18 protein-coding genes are annotated in these 15,993 nt (G+C 55.7%); 4 read left to right on the top strand and 14 right to left on the bottom strand.

Features of this window, described 5'->3' with window-relative positions; genetic code table 11:
- Positions 1-37: 37 nt before the first annotated feature.
- From ACR0JB_RS17500 to ACR0JB_RS17475, 6 genes are read right to left on the bottom strand one after another with little or no spacing between them, the layout of a single operon-like run.
- The gene (locus tag ACR0JB_RS17500; RefSeq protein WP_480790133.1) at positions 38-1,390 is read right to left on the bottom strand and encodes a peptidoglycan DD-metalloendopeptidase family protein; all 1,353 of its coding nucleotides are present in this window, start codon (positions 1,388-1,390) and stop codon (positions 38-40) included.
- Positions 1,387-2,013, bottom strand: coding sequence for an SCO family protein (locus ACR0JB_RS17495; protein WP_480790132.1), 627 nt, complete (start codon positions 2,011-2,013; stop codon positions 1,387-1,389). Before ACR0JB_RS17495 ends, ACR0JB_RS17500 begins: the two co-directional genes overlap by 4 nt.
- Complete coding sequence (locus tag ACR0JB_RS17490) at positions 2,013-2,495, bottom strand: copper chaperone PCu(A)C (protein ID WP_480790131.1); 483 nt, start codon at positions 2,493-2,495, stop codon at positions 2,013-2,015. The genes ACR0JB_RS17495 and ACR0JB_RS17490 overlap by 1 nt, the downstream gene beginning before the upstream one ends.
- A gap of 17 nt (positions 2,496-2,512) precedes the next feature.
- Positions 2,513-3,172: a DsbA family protein gene (locus tag ACR0JB_RS17485; protein ID WP_480790130.1), complete on the bottom strand. Its 660-nt coding sequence runs from the start codon at positions 3,170-3,172 to the stop codon at positions 2,513-2,515.
- Positions 3,169-3,591, bottom strand: coding sequence for a disulfide bond formation protein B (locus ACR0JB_RS17480; protein ID WP_480790129.1), 423 nt, complete (start codon positions 3,589-3,591; stop codon positions 3,169-3,171). Before ACR0JB_RS17480 ends, ACR0JB_RS17485 begins: the two co-directional genes overlap by 4 nt.
- Before the next feature lie 5 nt (positions 3,592-3,596).
- Complete coding sequence (locus tag ACR0JB_RS17475; RefSeq protein ID WP_480790128.1) at positions 3,597-4,196, bottom strand: SCO family protein; 600 nt, start codon at positions 4,194-4,196, stop codon at positions 3,597-3,599.
- A gap of 181 nt (positions 4,197-4,377) precedes the next feature.
- Between ACR0JB_RS17475 and ACR0JB_RS17470 the strand changes: the two genes are divergently transcribed.
- Both ACR0JB_RS17470 and ACR0JB_RS17465 read left to right on the top strand, forming a co-directional pair.
- On the top strand, positions 4,378-4,806 hold the full coding sequence (locus ACR0JB_RS17470) for a MerR family transcriptional regulator (RefSeq protein ID WP_480790127.1): 429 nt from the start codon (positions 4,378-4,380) through the stop codon (positions 4,804-4,806).
- A gap of 99 nt (positions 4,807-4,905) precedes the next feature.
- The gene (locus tag ACR0JB_RS17465) at positions 4,906-5,667 is read left to right on the top strand and encodes a transglutaminase-like domain-containing protein (protein WP_480790126.1); all 762 of its coding nucleotides are present in this window, start codon (positions 4,906-4,908) and stop codon (positions 5,665-5,667) included.
- A 150-nt stretch (positions 5,668-5,817) separates the two neighbouring features.
- Here ACR0JB_RS17465 and ACR0JB_RS17460 read toward each other — a convergent pair whose 3' ends face one another.
- The 5 genes from ACR0JB_RS17460 to ACR0JB_RS17440 all read right to left on the bottom strand — a co-directional run bounded on the left by ACR0JB_RS17460 (position 5,818) and on the right by ACR0JB_RS17440 (position 10,922).
- Entirely contained in the window at positions 5,818-6,435 is a 618-nt protein-coding gene (locus ACR0JB_RS17460; protein ID WP_480790125.1) for a transglutaminase-like cysteine peptidase, read from the bottom strand.
- 263 nt (positions 6,436-6,698) lie between these two features.
- On the bottom strand, positions 6,699-7,442 hold the full coding sequence (phnE, locus tag ACR0JB_RS17455) for a phosphonate ABC transporter, permease protein PhnE (protein ID WP_480790124.1): 744 nt from the start codon (positions 7,440-7,442) through the stop codon (positions 6,699-6,701).
- The gene (locus ACR0JB_RS17450; protein WP_480790123.1) at positions 7,442-8,212 is read right to left on the bottom strand and encodes a phosphonate ABC transporter ATP-binding protein; all 771 of its coding nucleotides are present in this window, start codon (positions 8,210-8,212) and stop codon (positions 7,442-7,444) included. Before ACR0JB_RS17450 ends, phnE begins: the two co-directional genes overlap by 1 nt.
- On the bottom strand, positions 8,209-9,069 hold the full coding sequence (locus ACR0JB_RS17445) for a phosphate/phosphite/phosphonate ABC transporter substrate-binding protein (protein WP_480790122.1): 861 nt from the start codon (positions 9,067-9,069) through the stop codon (positions 8,209-8,211). The genes ACR0JB_RS17450 and ACR0JB_RS17445 overlap by 4 nt, the downstream gene beginning before the upstream one ends.
- The gene (locus tag ACR0JB_RS17440) at positions 9,069-10,922 is read right to left on the bottom strand and encodes a cytochrome c peroxidase (protein ID WP_480790121.1); all 1,854 of its coding nucleotides are present in this window, start codon (positions 10,920-10,922) and stop codon (positions 9,069-9,071) included. The genes ACR0JB_RS17445 and ACR0JB_RS17440 overlap by 1 nt, the downstream gene beginning before the upstream one ends.
- A 117-nt stretch (positions 10,923-11,039) precedes the next feature.
- Here ACR0JB_RS17440 and mntR point away from each other — a divergent pair, with 117 nt between their 5' ends.
- Entirely contained in the window at positions 11,040-11,492 is a 453-nt protein-coding gene (gene mntR, locus ACR0JB_RS17435; RefSeq protein ID WP_480790120.1) for a manganese-binding transcriptional regulator MntR, read from the top strand.
- 602 nt (positions 11,493-12,094) lie between these two features.
- Here the strand turns inward: mntR and ACR0JB_RS17430 are convergent.
- Positions 12,095-12,451, bottom strand: coding sequence for a hypothetical protein (locus ACR0JB_RS17430; RefSeq protein WP_170397489.1), 357 nt, complete (start codon positions 12,449-12,451; stop codon positions 12,095-12,097).
- A 315-nt stretch (positions 12,452-12,766) separates the two neighbouring features.
- Here ACR0JB_RS17430 and ACR0JB_RS17425 point away from each other — a divergent pair, with 315 nt between their 5' ends.
- Positions 12,767-13,138, top strand: coding sequence for a hypothetical protein (locus tag ACR0JB_RS17425; RefSeq protein ID WP_170397491.1), 372 nt, complete (start codon positions 12,767-12,769; stop codon positions 13,136-13,138).
- A 324-nt stretch (positions 13,139-13,462) separates the two neighbouring features.
- On the opposite strand, the gene ACR0JB_RS17420 is transcribed toward ACR0JB_RS17425, so the two are convergent.
- Both ACR0JB_RS17420 and ACR0JB_RS17415 read right to left on the bottom strand, forming a co-directional pair.
- On the bottom strand, positions 13,463-14,440 hold the full coding sequence (locus ACR0JB_RS17420) for a 2-dehydropantoate 2-reductase (protein ID WP_170397493.1): 978 nt from the start codon (positions 14,438-14,440) through the stop codon (positions 13,463-13,465).
- Positions 14,441-14,444: 4 nt separating this feature from the next.
- Positions 14,445-15,980, bottom strand: a complete 1,536-nt coding sequence (locus ACR0JB_RS17415) for an acyl--CoA ligase (RefSeq protein ID WP_170397496.1) — start codon at positions 15,978-15,980, stop codon at positions 14,445-14,447.
- Between the last annotated feature and the right edge of the window lie 13 nt (positions 15,981-15,993).

The following is a 15,993-nucleotide window of genomic DNA, read 5'->3' as shown; positions in this document are numbered from 1 at the left end:
TACCTGAAGTGTGTTGCTGAGCGGGACGTCGAGTGGATCAGAGCCTGCCCGTAATCCGTTCGGAAAGGTGCTCTTCAAGCTGGGCGCGTGCCATACTCAGCCGTTCCTGCGCGGCAGTGTCCGCTGATTTGTCATTTGTGATTTTAGCGAGACGATCATCTGTAAGCGGATCGGTTGGTCGTCCATCGACCAGCACCTCATAATGCATGTTGGGCCCGGTCGCCGTGCCAGATGATCCTACGCGCCCGATTACTTCACCAGCCTGTATGCGTTGACCTTTTGACAGGTCACCGGTGATCGCGCTGAGATGGGTATAGCGTGTGACGGTGTCCGACCCGTGCGCGATTTCCACCACACGGCCATATCCCCCGCGCCACCCGACATAGGATACCCGACCAGGCGCTGTAGCATGCACAGGGGTGCCCCGCGCGGCGGCGAAATCGACGCCGGTATGCATCCGCACGTTGCCGTAGATCGGGTGTTTGCGCCGACCAAACACCGAGCTCAGACGTGCACCTTCGACAGGTTGGGCAAACACACGAAGCAACTGGCCATCGACATAGATTGTGGCGCGTCCGCTGCTGTCATCCGGCCAGACCACTTCGTAGAGCGTTTCACCCATCTCCAGCGCCGCAAAAGCAAGGTCCGGCTGGCCGATCCTCTGGTCATCCATACGGTTTTCGCGCCAGAGCAGGCGCAGCGTTTCGCCGCCGCTGAGCTCGCGCCTGAAATCGACCGTACCGCTCAGCATCTGTGCCAGATCCACCGCAAATCGCGCGGGCAGGTTTGCGTCATCCAGTGCTGCTGCAATCGAACTTTCGATGATCGTCTTTCCGGCGATCATTACGGTGTCAGGCTCAGGGGTCACAACCCGTGTGGCCAGAGATTGGCCAAAGACTGCCTCGACGCGGACACCGTCATCAACCGCAAGTGCTATGCGCAGCGGGCGGCCATCGGGCGTTCGGGTAAGCGCGATCGAATGTCCTGGGCGCAGACGACGCAAGTCAAATTCTGCTCCCAGCGCCAGTGCGATCTCGGCGCGGTCAGCCGCATCGAGTCCGGCCTCGGCGAGAACTGCGTCAAGGGTTTCACCAGACTCAATCTCGCGTGACCAGGTTTTCAAAGGTGGATCAATGACTGGCAAGGGGTCGTCAACCGTTACCAATGCGGGGACAACAGGTGGTTTCATATCTGGCCAGGACTCGAGACGGCTGGCTGACACGTCACTTGTGGACGTCTCATCGAGTTGCGGTAGCTCGGGGTATTCCGGGGGCTGAAAACTTGCTGCCGCAGGAGCCCGCATCGCAGGGTCTTTTGGAGTAAAAGAGAAGACTGCAGCGACTGCCAATGCAACACCACCGGCAGCAGCTGCCAAATGTTTTGCTTTCATGACGTTTCTTTCGTTCCTCTTTTCATTGCGCGGCGAATTTTGGGGACCGCGAAATCCCTTTTCTCATGGTAATCGATGGTGCTGGCGAATTTGCCGTCAGCGTCGAACAGGAAAACACTGGCAGTGTGATTCATCGTGTAATCACCATCATCTGTCGGGACCTTCTCGTATGTCGCCCGGAAGTCTGCGGCGGCTTTGACGATTTGTTCAGGTTGACCGACCCATCCGCGAATGGCCGGGTGGAAATAACTGACGTAGTCAGCCATGGCTTCGACGGTGTCGCGCTCAGGATCGACGGTGATGAACACGACGTTCAGTCGCTCGGCATCTTCCCCCATCCCGTCTAGCCAGTCCGAGATATCAGACAGCGTGGTCGGGCAGACGTCAGGGCAATAGGTAAATCCGAAAAACACCATGCTTGCGCGGCCGGTAAGTGCCTGAGGACGTACTGCATTGCCTTCATGGTCGGTCATGCGGAAATCCATGGCCGACAAGGAAAGCGGCCGCAACGGATCAGGGTCGGGTGCCCCGGGACCGTCCACCTGCCACCAGCCCGCAACAAGCGTAAGACCCAGCACGCCGATACCGGCCGCACCCATCTGAAACAGACGTCTGCGATGCATCAGTTTTCTGGCCCTCGCGCCGCTATTCCATAAATCGGCACGTCGACCGACATCTCTTCGCCGTCGGCAAAGATCAGTGTCAACGTAAAGCTCTCGCCTTTGGTCATCGGCTGTTGGAGCCGCATCAGCATGGCGTGCAACCCGCCGGGCTCCAGTGCGACCGAGGCGCCCGGGGCGATTTCGATATCCCCGGCTGGTGCCATGGAGCTGACCCCTTGTTCATTGGTCGAGGTCTGATGAATTTCCGGCATCTCTGCTATGTCTGTGCGGATGCCGGTCACAGTAACTGCCTCGTCGCCGGTGTTGCGGATCGTCATATAGGCCGCACCCGGACGGTTGGTTCCGATCGACGCGCGAGACCAGGCATCTTCAACAACAATTTGGTCGACCCCTGCCAGAACGGGCGCTGAAAGGCTGAAGCTCAGGGCAAAAGCGGCAAAGGCGCTTGCCAGTGCGGTCTTTTTCGGTTGGAATTTCATCATTTTGCTCACACGCGTGATTAACTTTGCGACGCTGCGACTTCTGCCGCGACCAGACGTCTCAACTCGGCTTCACCGAATGGATCGAGTGGCTTGCCATTGACGAAAAAAGTGGGCGTTTGCTGTATGCCAACAGCCGCAACGTCCGCACGTTCCTGATTAAGTAGCCCCGTTGTCTGAGGCGCGCGCATCTGTGTCTTTGCCGCTTCGATATCCAGACCGACCGATGCAGCAATCTGCAGGATCAGACCCGGTTCGGGTGCGCCATGGGCGGCCCATCTGGGTTGTTCTCTCAATACGGCTTCCATCACCGGCTCGAAAACGTCCTGCATTCGCGCGGTTTCCAGTACGCGGATCGCTTCTTCAGACGCTTCGCCATGGAACGGGGTGTAACGGATAACAACGCGCACTGCGTCGCCGTGTTGTGCCATGATGTCTTTCACGACCGGATGAAAGGCGCGGCAGGCCTCGCAGGCCGGATCGAAGAACTCGACAATGGTGACGGGTGCGTCTTCCGGGCCAAGTATCGGGGAATAGGGCCGGATAAGTGCTTCAGCGATTTCAGGCGCAACCTGATCGGCAACGCCCGCTGAATTTGAACGGTTCACGTACCACGCACCGCCGCCGAAACCGGCGGCGCCGAGCGCGAGAACGGACAGGATCAAACCACGTCTGTTCATTCTTGTATCTCCTTGAGTGAAAGGGCGGACAACGCGCCAATAAGTGCAAACGCAACAAGCGCCATCAGCGGGATTGGGATGCCAAAGACCAACTGGTTCGCATCCGTACAGGACGGTCCCGTTGCGGTGCAGGGCTGTATTCTTTCAGGGATCAGACCGACGTAAAGGCCCATGTGCCACAAGGCCACGCCTGCGCCGCCAATCGCCAGCGCGACCCCGTATCGACCGACGCGCCAGTCCTGCCACCATAAACCGAGCCCAAGAATGATGGCCAATGGGAACATGAACGCGCGCTGAAACCAGCAGAGCAGGCAAGGCGTTTGCCCCAGCACCTCGCCGATGAACAAAACGGCAAGCGATGAAAACAGCGCTAGCATCCAGGCCAGGCCAAGGGTGGTTTCTTTGGTCAATCGGGTCATTGTTGTCAGATTCTCTGTTTCAGATCCGCCAGTATCTCTTCGGCGGGTGTGCCGTAAGGCCAAGATTCGGCAAAATCTGCCTGTGTGTCGAACAGGAACAAATGCGACGTGTGCCCCATTGTGTACCCATCGGGTGCCGAGGCCTCCTCGACCCGTTCGTAAAAGATCGGGAAAGACTCGGAAGTTCGCGCGATTTGCTCAGGTGTACCGGTCAGGCCAACAATGCCTGCATCAAAGAGCGGCACATATTCGGCCAGGTCCGAAGGCGTATCCCGCTCGGGGTCGATGGAGATGAAGATAGGTTGGACCTCTTCCGCTTTGTTTCCAAGACCGTCCATGACGGCCGCGACCTCGGACAGGGTCGTCGGGCAGACATCCGGGCAGTTGGTGAAGCCAAAAAACACCAGCATCCAACGCCCGGCATAGTCTTTTTCGGATCGTGTGACACCCGAATGATCGGTCAATTCAAACCTGGCACTAAATGCTGCGGCGTAGGTTTGGTTTTGGCTAGCACTGTAGTCAGACCACAGCATCAGATAGACAAACGCCGCCGTGGCGACTCCTGCTACAGCCCATAGGAATTTTTGGAACTTTGTCAGTTTCAACGTGAACTGCCTGCTTTGATTCTTGTATCTGAATGCGCATGTACATGCTCTAGCAGCTAGAGGTTCAATACGGTTTTGGTGGCTGCGGCGGGGTGTCACGGGGTCGGCGAAACTATGCCGTTTCACTTGTCGGCCGCCGCGCTCAAAACTACAGTTACTGTACCTTTAAATGGAGACACATGTGCTAACGATTGGTGCCCTTGGGAAAAGAACTGGAACAAAGGTTCAGACGGTTCGCTACTACGAGCAGATCGGGTTGATGCCAGAGCCTGGCCGAACAGAAGGGGGGCAGCGGCGCTATGGCGATGCCGAAGTCGACCGCCTGTCCTTTATTCGACATGCGCGTCAGTTGGGATTTTCGCTGGAAGCGATCCGTGAGCTCCTTGATCTGAGCGACAATCCGGATCGCTCTTGCGCAGAGGCAGACTCCATCGCGCGCCGGCAACTCAAACAGGTCGAGCAAAGAATGGCCCGCCTCGAAGCACTGCGCACCGAGCTTCAACGCATGGTGCACGAATGCAGCGGTGGCAACACATCCGAATGTCGTGTTCTCGAAGTATTGCGCGATCATTCCGAATGCCTGACCGACCACGACGAAATCGGCGCCTGAAGTCGAGCGGCGAACTCGAGAATCCAAAAAAAAAAACTTCTTGAACCTACAGTGACTGGAGCAATTACACATCTCTCAAGTGCTTCGTGGAGAGATATTATGGCTGCCAACGACCCGCTTCTTACGGCCACACCACTTCTGGATTTTGAAACTGGGCCCATTGCCGCGCTCATCACCAATCGACGCTGGCGCGACCTACCGCAAACAGATCGCATCGGTGCGCTTTATGACTTCGTGCGAAACGAAATCGCCTTCGGCTACAACCGGGCCGATGACATCCCGGCCTCGGATGTGCTGGCCGATGGGTATGGGCAATGCAATACCAAGGGTACGCTTTTGATGGCGCTTTTGCGTGGGGTTGGTATCCGATGCCGCCTGCACGGCTTTACAATCCACAAGCAATTGCAGCGTGGTGTGGTACCTGAGCTTGTCTACCCATTGGCTCCACAAGAAATCATCCATTCCTGGGTCGAAGTCGAGGTCGACGAGGCATGGTTGAACCTCGAAGGGTTCATTCTGGACGAGATGTTTCTGCGCGTATTGCAGCAGACCTTTGCCAAGACCGAAAGCTTGTGTGGCTATGGGGTGGGCACCGAGTGCCTGAGTGCGCCTCAGGTCAATTGGAAAGGTGACAACACTTACATTCAAAAAACCGGAATCGTCCAGGATTTCGGCGTCTTTGCCACGCCTGATGCCTTTTATGCCGATCACGCGCAGGATTTCGGTCGTGTGCAAGCCTGGCTATACCGTTTTGTTATCCGACATTGGATGAATGCACGCGTTCGTGCTCTCCGGTCCGGGAAAATGATAGCCCGAGTTGCGGCAACGCATTCGCACGGAGAAAAACACGACGCTACATGATCGCCACGATCATAGCCACGCCCACCTGTCCCTTGAAAGCGGAGGCCAACAGATTCCAGTCGCGGTGTGAGGCAACGGTTTTTGACCGTCGCGCCAACTCCGAAATTGTGAACGTAACTGCAACAGGCAAAGACGTTTCTGTGAAAGGCTCTAAGGTGGGAAGACGCCGCCCCTCATGACCATTGCCCAACCAGACGACGTGTTGGAATCTTGCATACGAAGAAACGAATATCCGGTGTCTTGCCATGGTTTCATCTGATTGGTCAGATTGTCGAGCACATAGTCCCCGCTCTTTGTTCGGACGATCAAAACGGCGTGCGAATTCCGCTGCCGATCGAGGGCAGTTGCTATTGACAGTCTGGATGGGGCAAGACCTATGCGAATGAGTTCTTTTTTCTTGAGAAGTGCGAAATCCTCGCAATCGCCGCCGCGTGCCGTTGGTAGCGTCCAGACTTCTTTGCGACCGTATTGGTTTTGATCTGAAACCGCGCGTACTTTCCGATTTATTTCGCGATTAACTTCAGCCGCTAACCTGAGTTGGGTGGCGGTGTCCAAGACACTGGTTGTGGTGGATCGGTCGCAGGCCCACGGATAGCTTTGGCAAAGTTCCCTGGCCCCTGTCGGGGCGGGGACCGCTTTGATTTCGTGAAGAAGGGTATTTGCAAAAGTCGACGACGGAACGGCAATCGCAATACCAGCAATGGTCAGAAGACTTAATACGAACTGACCGGCATAACAAAAAGCCCGCTTCGCGATACAATTGACCATCGGATACTCCGTTCGTTAGGAAGAAGGTCCCTAGTTCTCAGTGTATGAGTAGCACCAGTATCTAAAATTATCAGGCTTGTACTTTAGATCGGCTTAATGGTAGCGGAATCATGCTGCAAATCTTGTTTCCGGGTTACCGTTCTCCATGTTTTTCGCGTATTTTCAGTGTGTTTGAACTGCCTTGTGACTGGTGCCGTCAGGTTGAATTTGTGCAAGTTAACTGTACATCAGAGAAAACCGAACCGTCGCTTAGGTCAGGAACGTTAGCTAAACCGCTTTTGCAAGGCGGTGTTCAGGGCCTCGGACAATAGTACCAGTCCAACGATGGCCAACGTGACGGTTGCGGCCTTGTCATATTGAAACGAACGCACGTAAGTCTGGACATAGAGGCCGATGCCACCCGCACCAACGATGCCGAGGATCAGGCTTTCACGCAGGTTCAGCTCGAACCGAAACACGGTGTCACGCAGAATCACCGGTGCCATTTGCGGCCAGATCGCCCAACGCAGCTGTTGGGTTCGGCTGGCACCCGCGCTTTCCAGTGCGGCCACCGGCGCGGCGGCGACGTTATCGATGGCTTCGGAATAGAACTTGGCCAACATGCCTGTGGCGTGAAAGGTGATGGCCAGAATGCCGGGCAAGGGCCCAAGCCCCACCGCACCAACCATCAGCATCGCAACAAGGATAAGCGGGATCGAACGGATCACTGCAAGCATGCCACGCACTGGACGCCAGATGGCCGGAGGCACCAGCGTTTCGGCGGCCAGAACGGCCAGCCCGGCGGACAGGATAATGGCAAATAGAGTGCCGAGGATGGCGATCCGCAGTGTTTCGGCCAGACCTCTCAGCACCTCGGGCCAGATCGAGAGGTCGGGTGGGATCATGCGCCCCAGAAACTCGGTTAGGCGCGATCCGGCACCGGGCAGTTTTTCAAGCCCCATGTCGGCACTGCTCAAAGACCACAGGATCGCCAACGCCAGAGCGCCCCAAATGACAGACCGGCCCATCAGCTGACCACGCGCAACCCTGCTGTGGCGCTGATACCGTGATACAGCCCGTCGATATCTTCACTTGTCACCTGACCAGACCGTTTGTCGAACAGGATCTCACCGCCACGAAGGCCCAAAATGCGGTCAGCAAACCGGCGCGATAGTTCGGGCTGGTGCGAGCTGAACATGACGCCGATCCCACGACTGCGCGCCGCACCGGTGATCAGGCCCAATATGCGCTCGGCATGAGCGGGGTCCAGATTGCTGACCGGTTCATCCGCCAGGATCAGTTCGGGGTCTTGCGCCAGACAGCGAGCAATCGCTACGCGTTGTCTTTGACCGCCCGATAACCGATCTGCACGCCGATGCGCCAGATCGGACAAGCCGGTATCCTGAAGCGCCCGGGTGACGCATATATGGTCCTGCTCGCCAAAGCGGCCCCAAAGTGCGGGCCAGCTTTTCATCCGGCCCAACCGCCCGTTCATTACGTTCTGATAGACGCTCAGCCTGTCGACCAGCGCGAACTCCTGGAATATGAAACCAATGTCGGCACGAGTCTCACGTGCCGGGGACCTTGTTGCTGACAGCTGATTGCCCAACACACTGGCCTGGCCCTGCCAACCGCGCAGCCGACCATCCAACAGCGCCAGCATCGTTGACTTCCCCGCGCCGGATGGCCCGAGCAGCGCAACGCTTTCACCCGGTTGCACGGAAAGAGACAGGTTCGTCAACGCCGCTGCGCCGTCAAAGCAGTGTGACACGGCGTTGAGCGCGATGACAGCGGTCATTTCAGGAATCCATAGCGCCGCGCGGTCTCGCGCACGCCGTCATACACGGTCGGGTCGGCAGGAACATAACCATCCGGGCCAAAGAGATAGGCCAACAGATATCGGTTCTCGGCCTCGTTGAGACGCAGCATGGTGTCCACGAATTTCGCCTGCAATCCTGCGTCCAGATCAGGGCGGGCGATGACCGCATGGCTGGGGATCTGTTCGGATTCAGCCAGCACTTTGACTTCGGCCTGCTGATCCGGCGTCAGATAAAGATCGGCATATTGACTGGCTCCTGCCGCATCGACCAGCCCACTGGCCATGGCCTGCATCGCCTGCTGATAACCGCCTGCAAAAAATTTCTGCCCGAAAAAGCTGTCCGCATCGCCCGTGCCAGTGAACAGCCCGGCACGTACGAACAGATCAAGCGGATAAATGTAACCGGATTCCGACACCGGATCGGAAAAGGCAATGTCGCGCCCCTCAAGGTCAGCCAACGTTTCGATCCCGCTGTCGCGACGCACGAAAACGCGGCCAGAATAGCTGGGCTGTCCGCGATAGACCTCAGACAGTAGCGGCACGGCGCCGATCTGATCCTCGGCCAGGACAAATGGCAGCGCTCCCATGAAAGAGATGTCAGCATCGCCATTGCGCAGTGCCTCGACGGCAGCGGCATGGTCGAAAGTGACAAACCCGGTGACCGGGACGCCCATCTGATCCGTCAACCATTTGGTGATGACCTTGATATCCCCCAGCAGCTTCTCAGGGTTCTCCTGTGGGATGAAAGCCAGTTTCAGACCCTGATTGGCCGCCGCCATCGCAGGCATGGCGAGCATGGCAGTGGCCGTGGCCAGAAAGTTGCGACGCGACACCATCAGAACATCCTCTCGTCGATTTCGGCCTGCATGACCTTGAACAATTCCCATTGGCGGATTGCCTCGCCCCAATTACCGCTGGCGCTGGCATCGCCGACCGCTCGCAAAATGGCGGAGAATTCATAGATTTCCGGCTTGGAACTCTGATTGACCATGACACTGGCATCCGCCGCGAGATCGGGGGCGACCGTGTCGATCAGCAGCGCGATATTTTCTGCATCCTGCATCGGCAACAGGGTGTCCAATGTGCTTGCGAAAGTGGTCAGCTCTTCCCATGACAGCCGGAATACGCTGTCGCGACCATCGAATACCTGATATGGCTCTTCGCCATCCCCCACAGCCTCGACATAAGCGGTCAGATCGGCGCGTTGCGCCTCATCCAGCCCAAGTTGCTTGGTGTCGTTGAACCAATCCACTACGCTGGCCAACGTCGGCAGAGACCCGTCATGCATGTAGGGCGCGGTGAAATTGACGTTGCGCAGCGTCGGTGTTTCGAACGCGGTTGGTGTACCGCCCTGGAACGGAGGCTCGGCGCTGCCGATGTCATAGGTCAACCCGTCGCGGAATTGGCGGTTCGGCGTATGACAAGATGCGCAGGCCTTGTCGTCCAGACCTGCAAACTCGGTGTTGAACAATACCTCTCCGCGTTTGGCCGCATCGGATGCCAGATCAGTCAGCCTGCCTGCCCGGTCAATCTTAGGGTTGGGCAAAAAGTCGAACTGTTTGACGTAAGCCTCCAGCGCATCCAATTGGAAAGGTGTCGGTTCTTTCCCGGCAAATTCGGTCACGATCACGTTGCGGATGAACCGGCGCAGGCTGGGTTCGCGCCCGTCCCGGCCATAAGGTGCCGTGAACCGGATACCGCGCATCGATGGTGTGTCCAGATGATCGTCCGTTCGATCATTGAACATCGGATTGAAGAACGATCCGTCCACATCCATGCCGCCTGCATGAGAAGACAGGCCGGGAATGAAAAACTCGCGATTCACATCCGACCGGTTGTGACAGGTCGAACAGGCAATCCCCAACTCGCGTGCGGGGCCGCCAAAAATCTCAGGACTGTCGAACAGCATGTCGCCAAAAGCCACTAGCGGCAGGTTGGCTTCGTCCTCGCCAGCTTCTTCGAATTGCAGCACCAACCGGGGTAGTTGGCTCTGATCGGCGATGTTTGATCCGGGTGGAAGAGTGGCGGGAAGCGTGACTGGCGTTCCGCTTCGAACCACTGTCTCGGGGATTGGCGTTAGCGTGTTTCGTTCAGTAAACTCTGATGGAAGGTAATTTGCCCGGATATAGTCGGCTACAACACTGTGCGCCTCGGCAAATCTATCGGCATCAACATTCTGCGCACCGTTACCCAATACGCCCGCGCTACCAAGGGAAGAGTTCAGAACCAGCCAGGCCCGCCCCAGATCACGCGCGGCTTGTGCATCGGCTGCCTTGATGCCGTCCTCAAATGCGCGAAACAAGGCGGCGGCCTGAGACACCTCCGATGCGGCTTTGGGCTGGCCAAGCGCCGCCTTGGCTGCATCCAGATGCCGCAGAATTCCACTTGCGATGGCTGCTGTGCTGGCCTCGAACAGCGCCTGGCGGTCTTCGGAATCCAGTGCGCGGCTGATCGCTTGAGCCTCGGCTTCGGAAACGCGCGAAATCGCATCAATCTGCAGATCACTGCCAAGGGGCGGCGACATCCAGCTTTGTTCGATCTTGTCCCACGGAACCGGGCTCAGGTTTCCCATGAACAAGGTCAATCGGTACGCAGCTGCCCGCGGTGCCCACGGCGCCTCTTCGATTGCCGTGGCACCTGCTATGACAGGCAACAACCCGAGGAATGTGGATGCAATTAGATTCTTCATAGACTCGTCTACAATTATTAGCCTTGTCTAATTTATTCGTGACCAGCAGGCCGTTGTCAAGCCGCGCGATGCAATGCATACACGTACAGGAAGGCCAATAACGTAATCGTGAGCCCAATGACTGACAGCACTCCACAGGACGCCGACCGCAAGATTGACAATCAGGCCAGTGGATTCGAAGCGGTTCGCACGGCACATCAAAGCGAAATGGTTGAGGATTATGTGGAGCTTATTGCCGAACTGATCCACGAGAGGGGCGCTGCGCGACCGGTGGAAATTGCTGAACGCCTTGGTGTGACCCAACCCACCGTCTCAAAGAACTTGTCCCGACTAAAACGCGAAGGGTTCATCGAACATGAACCTTACCGCTCGCTCCGCCTTACGAATGCGGGACGCCAATTGGCTGAGGCGTGCCGGAAACGTCATCGGATCGTTGTGGATTTCCTGGTTGCTTTGGGCGTTTCAAGAGATGTGGCTGAGCACGACGCCGAAGGTATCGAGCATCATGTCAGCGAGGAAACCCTCGGCGTGTTCAGGGCATTCACGGAACGTGAAACAGGCTCAAATTGAAATTGCGTGGAGGGCACCTCAATGCCCGTTGATTGAAACTGGGTTCGGGGTTTGAGGAATATGACCACTTTCGGGCGGATTGTAATCAATGGTGGTTTGATGTTTCTAACAATCAACCCAACTGCAAGCCTTGGAAATGACCAGTAATAGCTCTTCCATCCGCCTGAAAAGCGAATTCCGAATGCGTTCACAGGTTTTAGAGCGCGTCGGTTTTCACATCTCGCTGCCGAATGATAGCTGGCATAAGAGCGAGTGTTTACTGTGCGAGCAAAGTCTGCATCAGCAAAAGGCGGCAACGTCCCGCTCCTCGATGGCCGGTCCCGGTTGCGGCGAAAGGGCGGACTGAATTCCGCCCCTCAGACTGGATTTCAACGACCGGTCTGGCGAAATCAGCTGCAACGCAGCGACGAGTATACCGCATCTGCAATCGAATGCTGCGTCAGCAAACACCGGAAACGGCAATGTCGGTAGAGTCCGCACGGCGGTCGTCCTCGAACCGCGTCTCGAATGGCAGTTTTCTGCAACCAATGCACGAATAGCAGCGTTATAACAAACCGCGCACATCGCAGTATGGGTGTTATGTGAAGCGATCTCTGGTTGTATCACCGCCCACCTGGGTCTTCATCACTCCAGTGCCCCAATTCATAAATGCCCTGTTTTTTCATACGACGTATAAAAGCAAGGTAGTTTATCAACTGATCGACCTCATCCATGTCTCCGGTGGCATAGGCGACTGCAATCATCTTGAACTGAGCCTCAGGATCCTCCGCTACTTTTTCGTCACACCGATCCGGATTGTTTTCAGTCCCCAATGAAGCGGTCCGTGCTTTGTCTACTTCGCTCCTCATCTCATTGAGATAGGCCTTCATACTGAGTTCGGGGGTGTTCTCGCCCAACTTAACTACGGCCTCCCAAATTGGTTTGAGCCGTTCAAAAAGATCATTTCGATCATCAGTCATGTCTCTTCACCTCGCAGTTTAACAATTGCTTGTAGTTGGCCTTTAGGAAAAACTGACAGCGGCCTACGCACATGAAATACTTGTAACGATCCGTTGCCTGTAGACTGCCCTGACTAAAGGGCCTCTCCGGGTGCCAGAGCCGATGCACAAATCCCTATGCAAAGCCGTCCTATTCCCTTCGATTGATTTTGAAGAACTAATCCGATATCCAGTCCGGCTGCGTGTTCAGTGTCAAAGCAGAGCCCAGCTCAAGACCAGCAAACCAAACGATGGAGGGTGCCATGTAGTTCTAAAACTGCATGAAAGGCCAAAGACATGGCCCACTACAAACGCAAACGTCCCCGCACCGTGCCTGGGAACGGGTACTCGCGTCTGGGTCTGAGCCGTCGCCTCGGAAAAGACCCGGATGATGTCCGGTGGCTCGGTAATTGGCCGCGTGGTCACGACATCATCTTTCACACACGTCCAACAAGACGCAAATCCAAGGCCCTTGCGCTTGGCATCCTGAAAGGCGCTGATCCTGATGGCATTTCTTGGCCGGATAGCCGCAAACAGGCATCTTCGCTGTCTGACTTACAAATCAGCTCTGATTTTCCGAAAGGGAAGTCAGAACAAACCAAACTGCCTGCGGGAGCAAAAAATGTGGGAGGCGTGTTAGTTGATGACGCAAAGGTCAAATTCAACTGATGTCCAACGTTGGGGGCGCCTTCTGATGTCGAACGTTCACCTAGTTTCTGGTCCAACTATGACGGTTGGGTCAGGTTCGTGTGACGTTCAATAGGAAATGTGGAACGTCACTGATTCCTGACTCAATCGGCGTCTAGTATATCAACAAATGGGTAAATCGCGTCACGCAATTCCCACCCAAACGTCAAGCATTTATGGCCCAATACGAGGAGCTAACTGTCATCGAAGGTGCAGGAATACTCCCAAAGACGCTGTATGACACGTTCGTACCAGTCTCACATATCAGCCTCAAGCAATGCTCTCTTTGCAAGGCCGACAAAGACTCTAGTAAAGACCTGCAACCTTTGCCCTCAGTTTGATCAGTGATGCTACAATGTCGATTTTGGGCGTTGAGACCCCTGTAAGTTGCCCCAGTTCTTGCACCGAAGTGACCAAGGCATCAATTTCCATCGGTCGGCGCAACTCCAGATCCTGCCACATTGAGGTTTTGTGTGCACCGACAGCCGCTCCGCCGTCGAGGCGTTTTTCAACATCTATCGGGAATTTTACGCCAAGATTTTCACCGACTTCTTGAGCCTCGAGCATCATTCCGCGTGCTACCGAGCGCGTGCCTTCGTCGGCACACAGGACATCAAGTGTTGAGTGGGTAAGAGCGGAAATCGGGTTGAACGACAAGTTACCCCACAGTTTCAACCAAATTTCATCTCGGATTCTTGGTCTGACGGGCGCACGCATTCCGGCGGCGGATAGCGCAGCCGAAAGCTTGGCAGCACGGTCTGATTTAGCACCATCGGGCTCGCCCAACGAAAAACGATTGCCTTCTATATGCTTGATTGATCCTGGAGCAATGACCTCGGCGGCAGGATAAACAACACATCCGAGGACGCGATCTGGCCCAAAACCGTCCCACTGCACATTTCCCGGATCGACTGACGCCAACCTCGTTCCCTCGTAAGGACCGCCTAGTTTGTGGAAGTACCACCAGGGCACCCCGTTCACTCCACTAACTACGGTTGTCTCGTCTGCAATCAACGGCTGCATTGAGTCTACGACTGCTGGGACGGAATGCGCTTTTAGTGTGATGAAGACATAATCTTGTGGGCCGAGATCGGCAGCATTGTCTGAAGCGCGTATTGGAACGCTAACCGGATCATGCCCTTCCTCAAGAAGGGTCAGTCCTTTTTCCTGCATTGCCGCCAAGTGGGGGCCACGCGCGACGACACTGACTTCTGTATCAGTCTGTGCAAGTTTCGCGGCAACGTAACCTCCGATAGCTCCGGCACCAAAGATACAAACTTTCATGTGTCTAAGCCTTTGCCAGTCCCAATTTAGCAGCTAGTCCGATCCTTTGTATCTTGCCAGTCGCGCCTTTTGGAATTTCTTCAAGAACAACCACCGAAGTCGGCACCTTGAATTTTGCGAGCCGCGCGCCGACAAAAGCCCTGACCTCTTGACCTTGGATCGTCGCTCCTTCTGAAAGCACCACAGCTGCCGCTATGTCTTCACCCAGTTTTTCGTGGGGAACGGCAAAACAAACTGCCTGAGCGACTTCTGGGTGGCTTAAGAGTACAGCGTCAACCTCAAGTGGACTGATTTTCTCTCCACCGCGATTGATAAGCTCCTTAAGACGACCGGTCAGTCGTAGGTAATTCTCTTCGTCGAACGACCCTTGGTCACCAGTGCGAAACCAAGTTTTTCCGTCCACTTCAAAGAAATTTTCAGCATTTGCCTGCGGGTTGCTTTCGTATCCCGGCGTCACGTTCGGACCGCTGATAACGATTTCTCCGACGTCCCTCGAAGAGATCAGAACATTTTCGTTCTCGTCTGCAATTCTGACTTCGGGGCCTGCTGCTATTCCAACAGATCCGGGTTTTTGAGTTTGGGGAGTAAGCGGGTTGCAACACATTTGATGTGTCGCCTCAGTCATGCCGTAGGCTTCGATGACGGGCGCATTAAAAGTTGCCACCAACTCTTCCATTACCGGGCCCGGCAACGAAGCAGAAGAAGATCGAAGAAAGCGCAACCGCGATTGCTCAATGATCGTTTGGTTTCGTGCAGCGCGGGTGAGAATGGCTTGGTGCATCGTCGGAACTGCGGTGTACCAGGTCGGATCAACTTCAGCGACCTGTGAGAAAAAACTAAGAGCGTTGAATCCGGGGGCGCAGCTAATTTGAGATCCAGCACCTAAAGACGCGGCAACAGCCGCAATCAACCCGTGGATATGAAACAGCGGCATAATACTCAGACAACGATCGTCGATTGTCAGTTTTAAAGACGAAGCCACATTCCGCGCGGATGCGTAGATATTAGCCTGCGTCAGAGGAACGATCTTGGGACGCGACGTTGTTCCTGACGTGTGCAGTATCAGTGCGACATCATCTTCACCCGGTGCGGATGTGTCAGCCGTGCCAATTGGGTCACAGGACAATATAGAGAACTGTCCGGCCGAATGTAAGCTATCGTGAGAGGCCCTCAAGATTGCGATGCCAAGGTCCCCAGCGGCCTTTACGGCAGGTCCATCGTCGTTTTCGTTTACAAGAAGGGCCTTGGCGTTCAGGTCTTTGAGGTAGAAAACGTATTCTTCGTAAGTGTACGCCGGGTTCAATGGTGCCGTCGTCGCCAATTGGGCAACGGATATGAAAGCCGTCGCCATTTCGGGGCCATTGGGCAACACAATTGCCACTCGGTCGCCACGACCTACTCCGATCTGATGGAGATCTTTTTTGACCTTTGCGCAAAGCTCTCGCAGCCCCAGGTAGTTCAACCAAGATCGACCTGGGGCACCGATAGCATTTGCGGTACCAGAATGGGGTGCGATCAATTCGGCAACTAAGTGGGGCATCTGGGATCCGTCT

The organism is Ruegeria sp. BI7, assembly GCF_056537925.1.
Note: the sequence above shows the minus strand (reverse complement) of the source record. Positions and strands in the feature narration are given on the sequence as shown.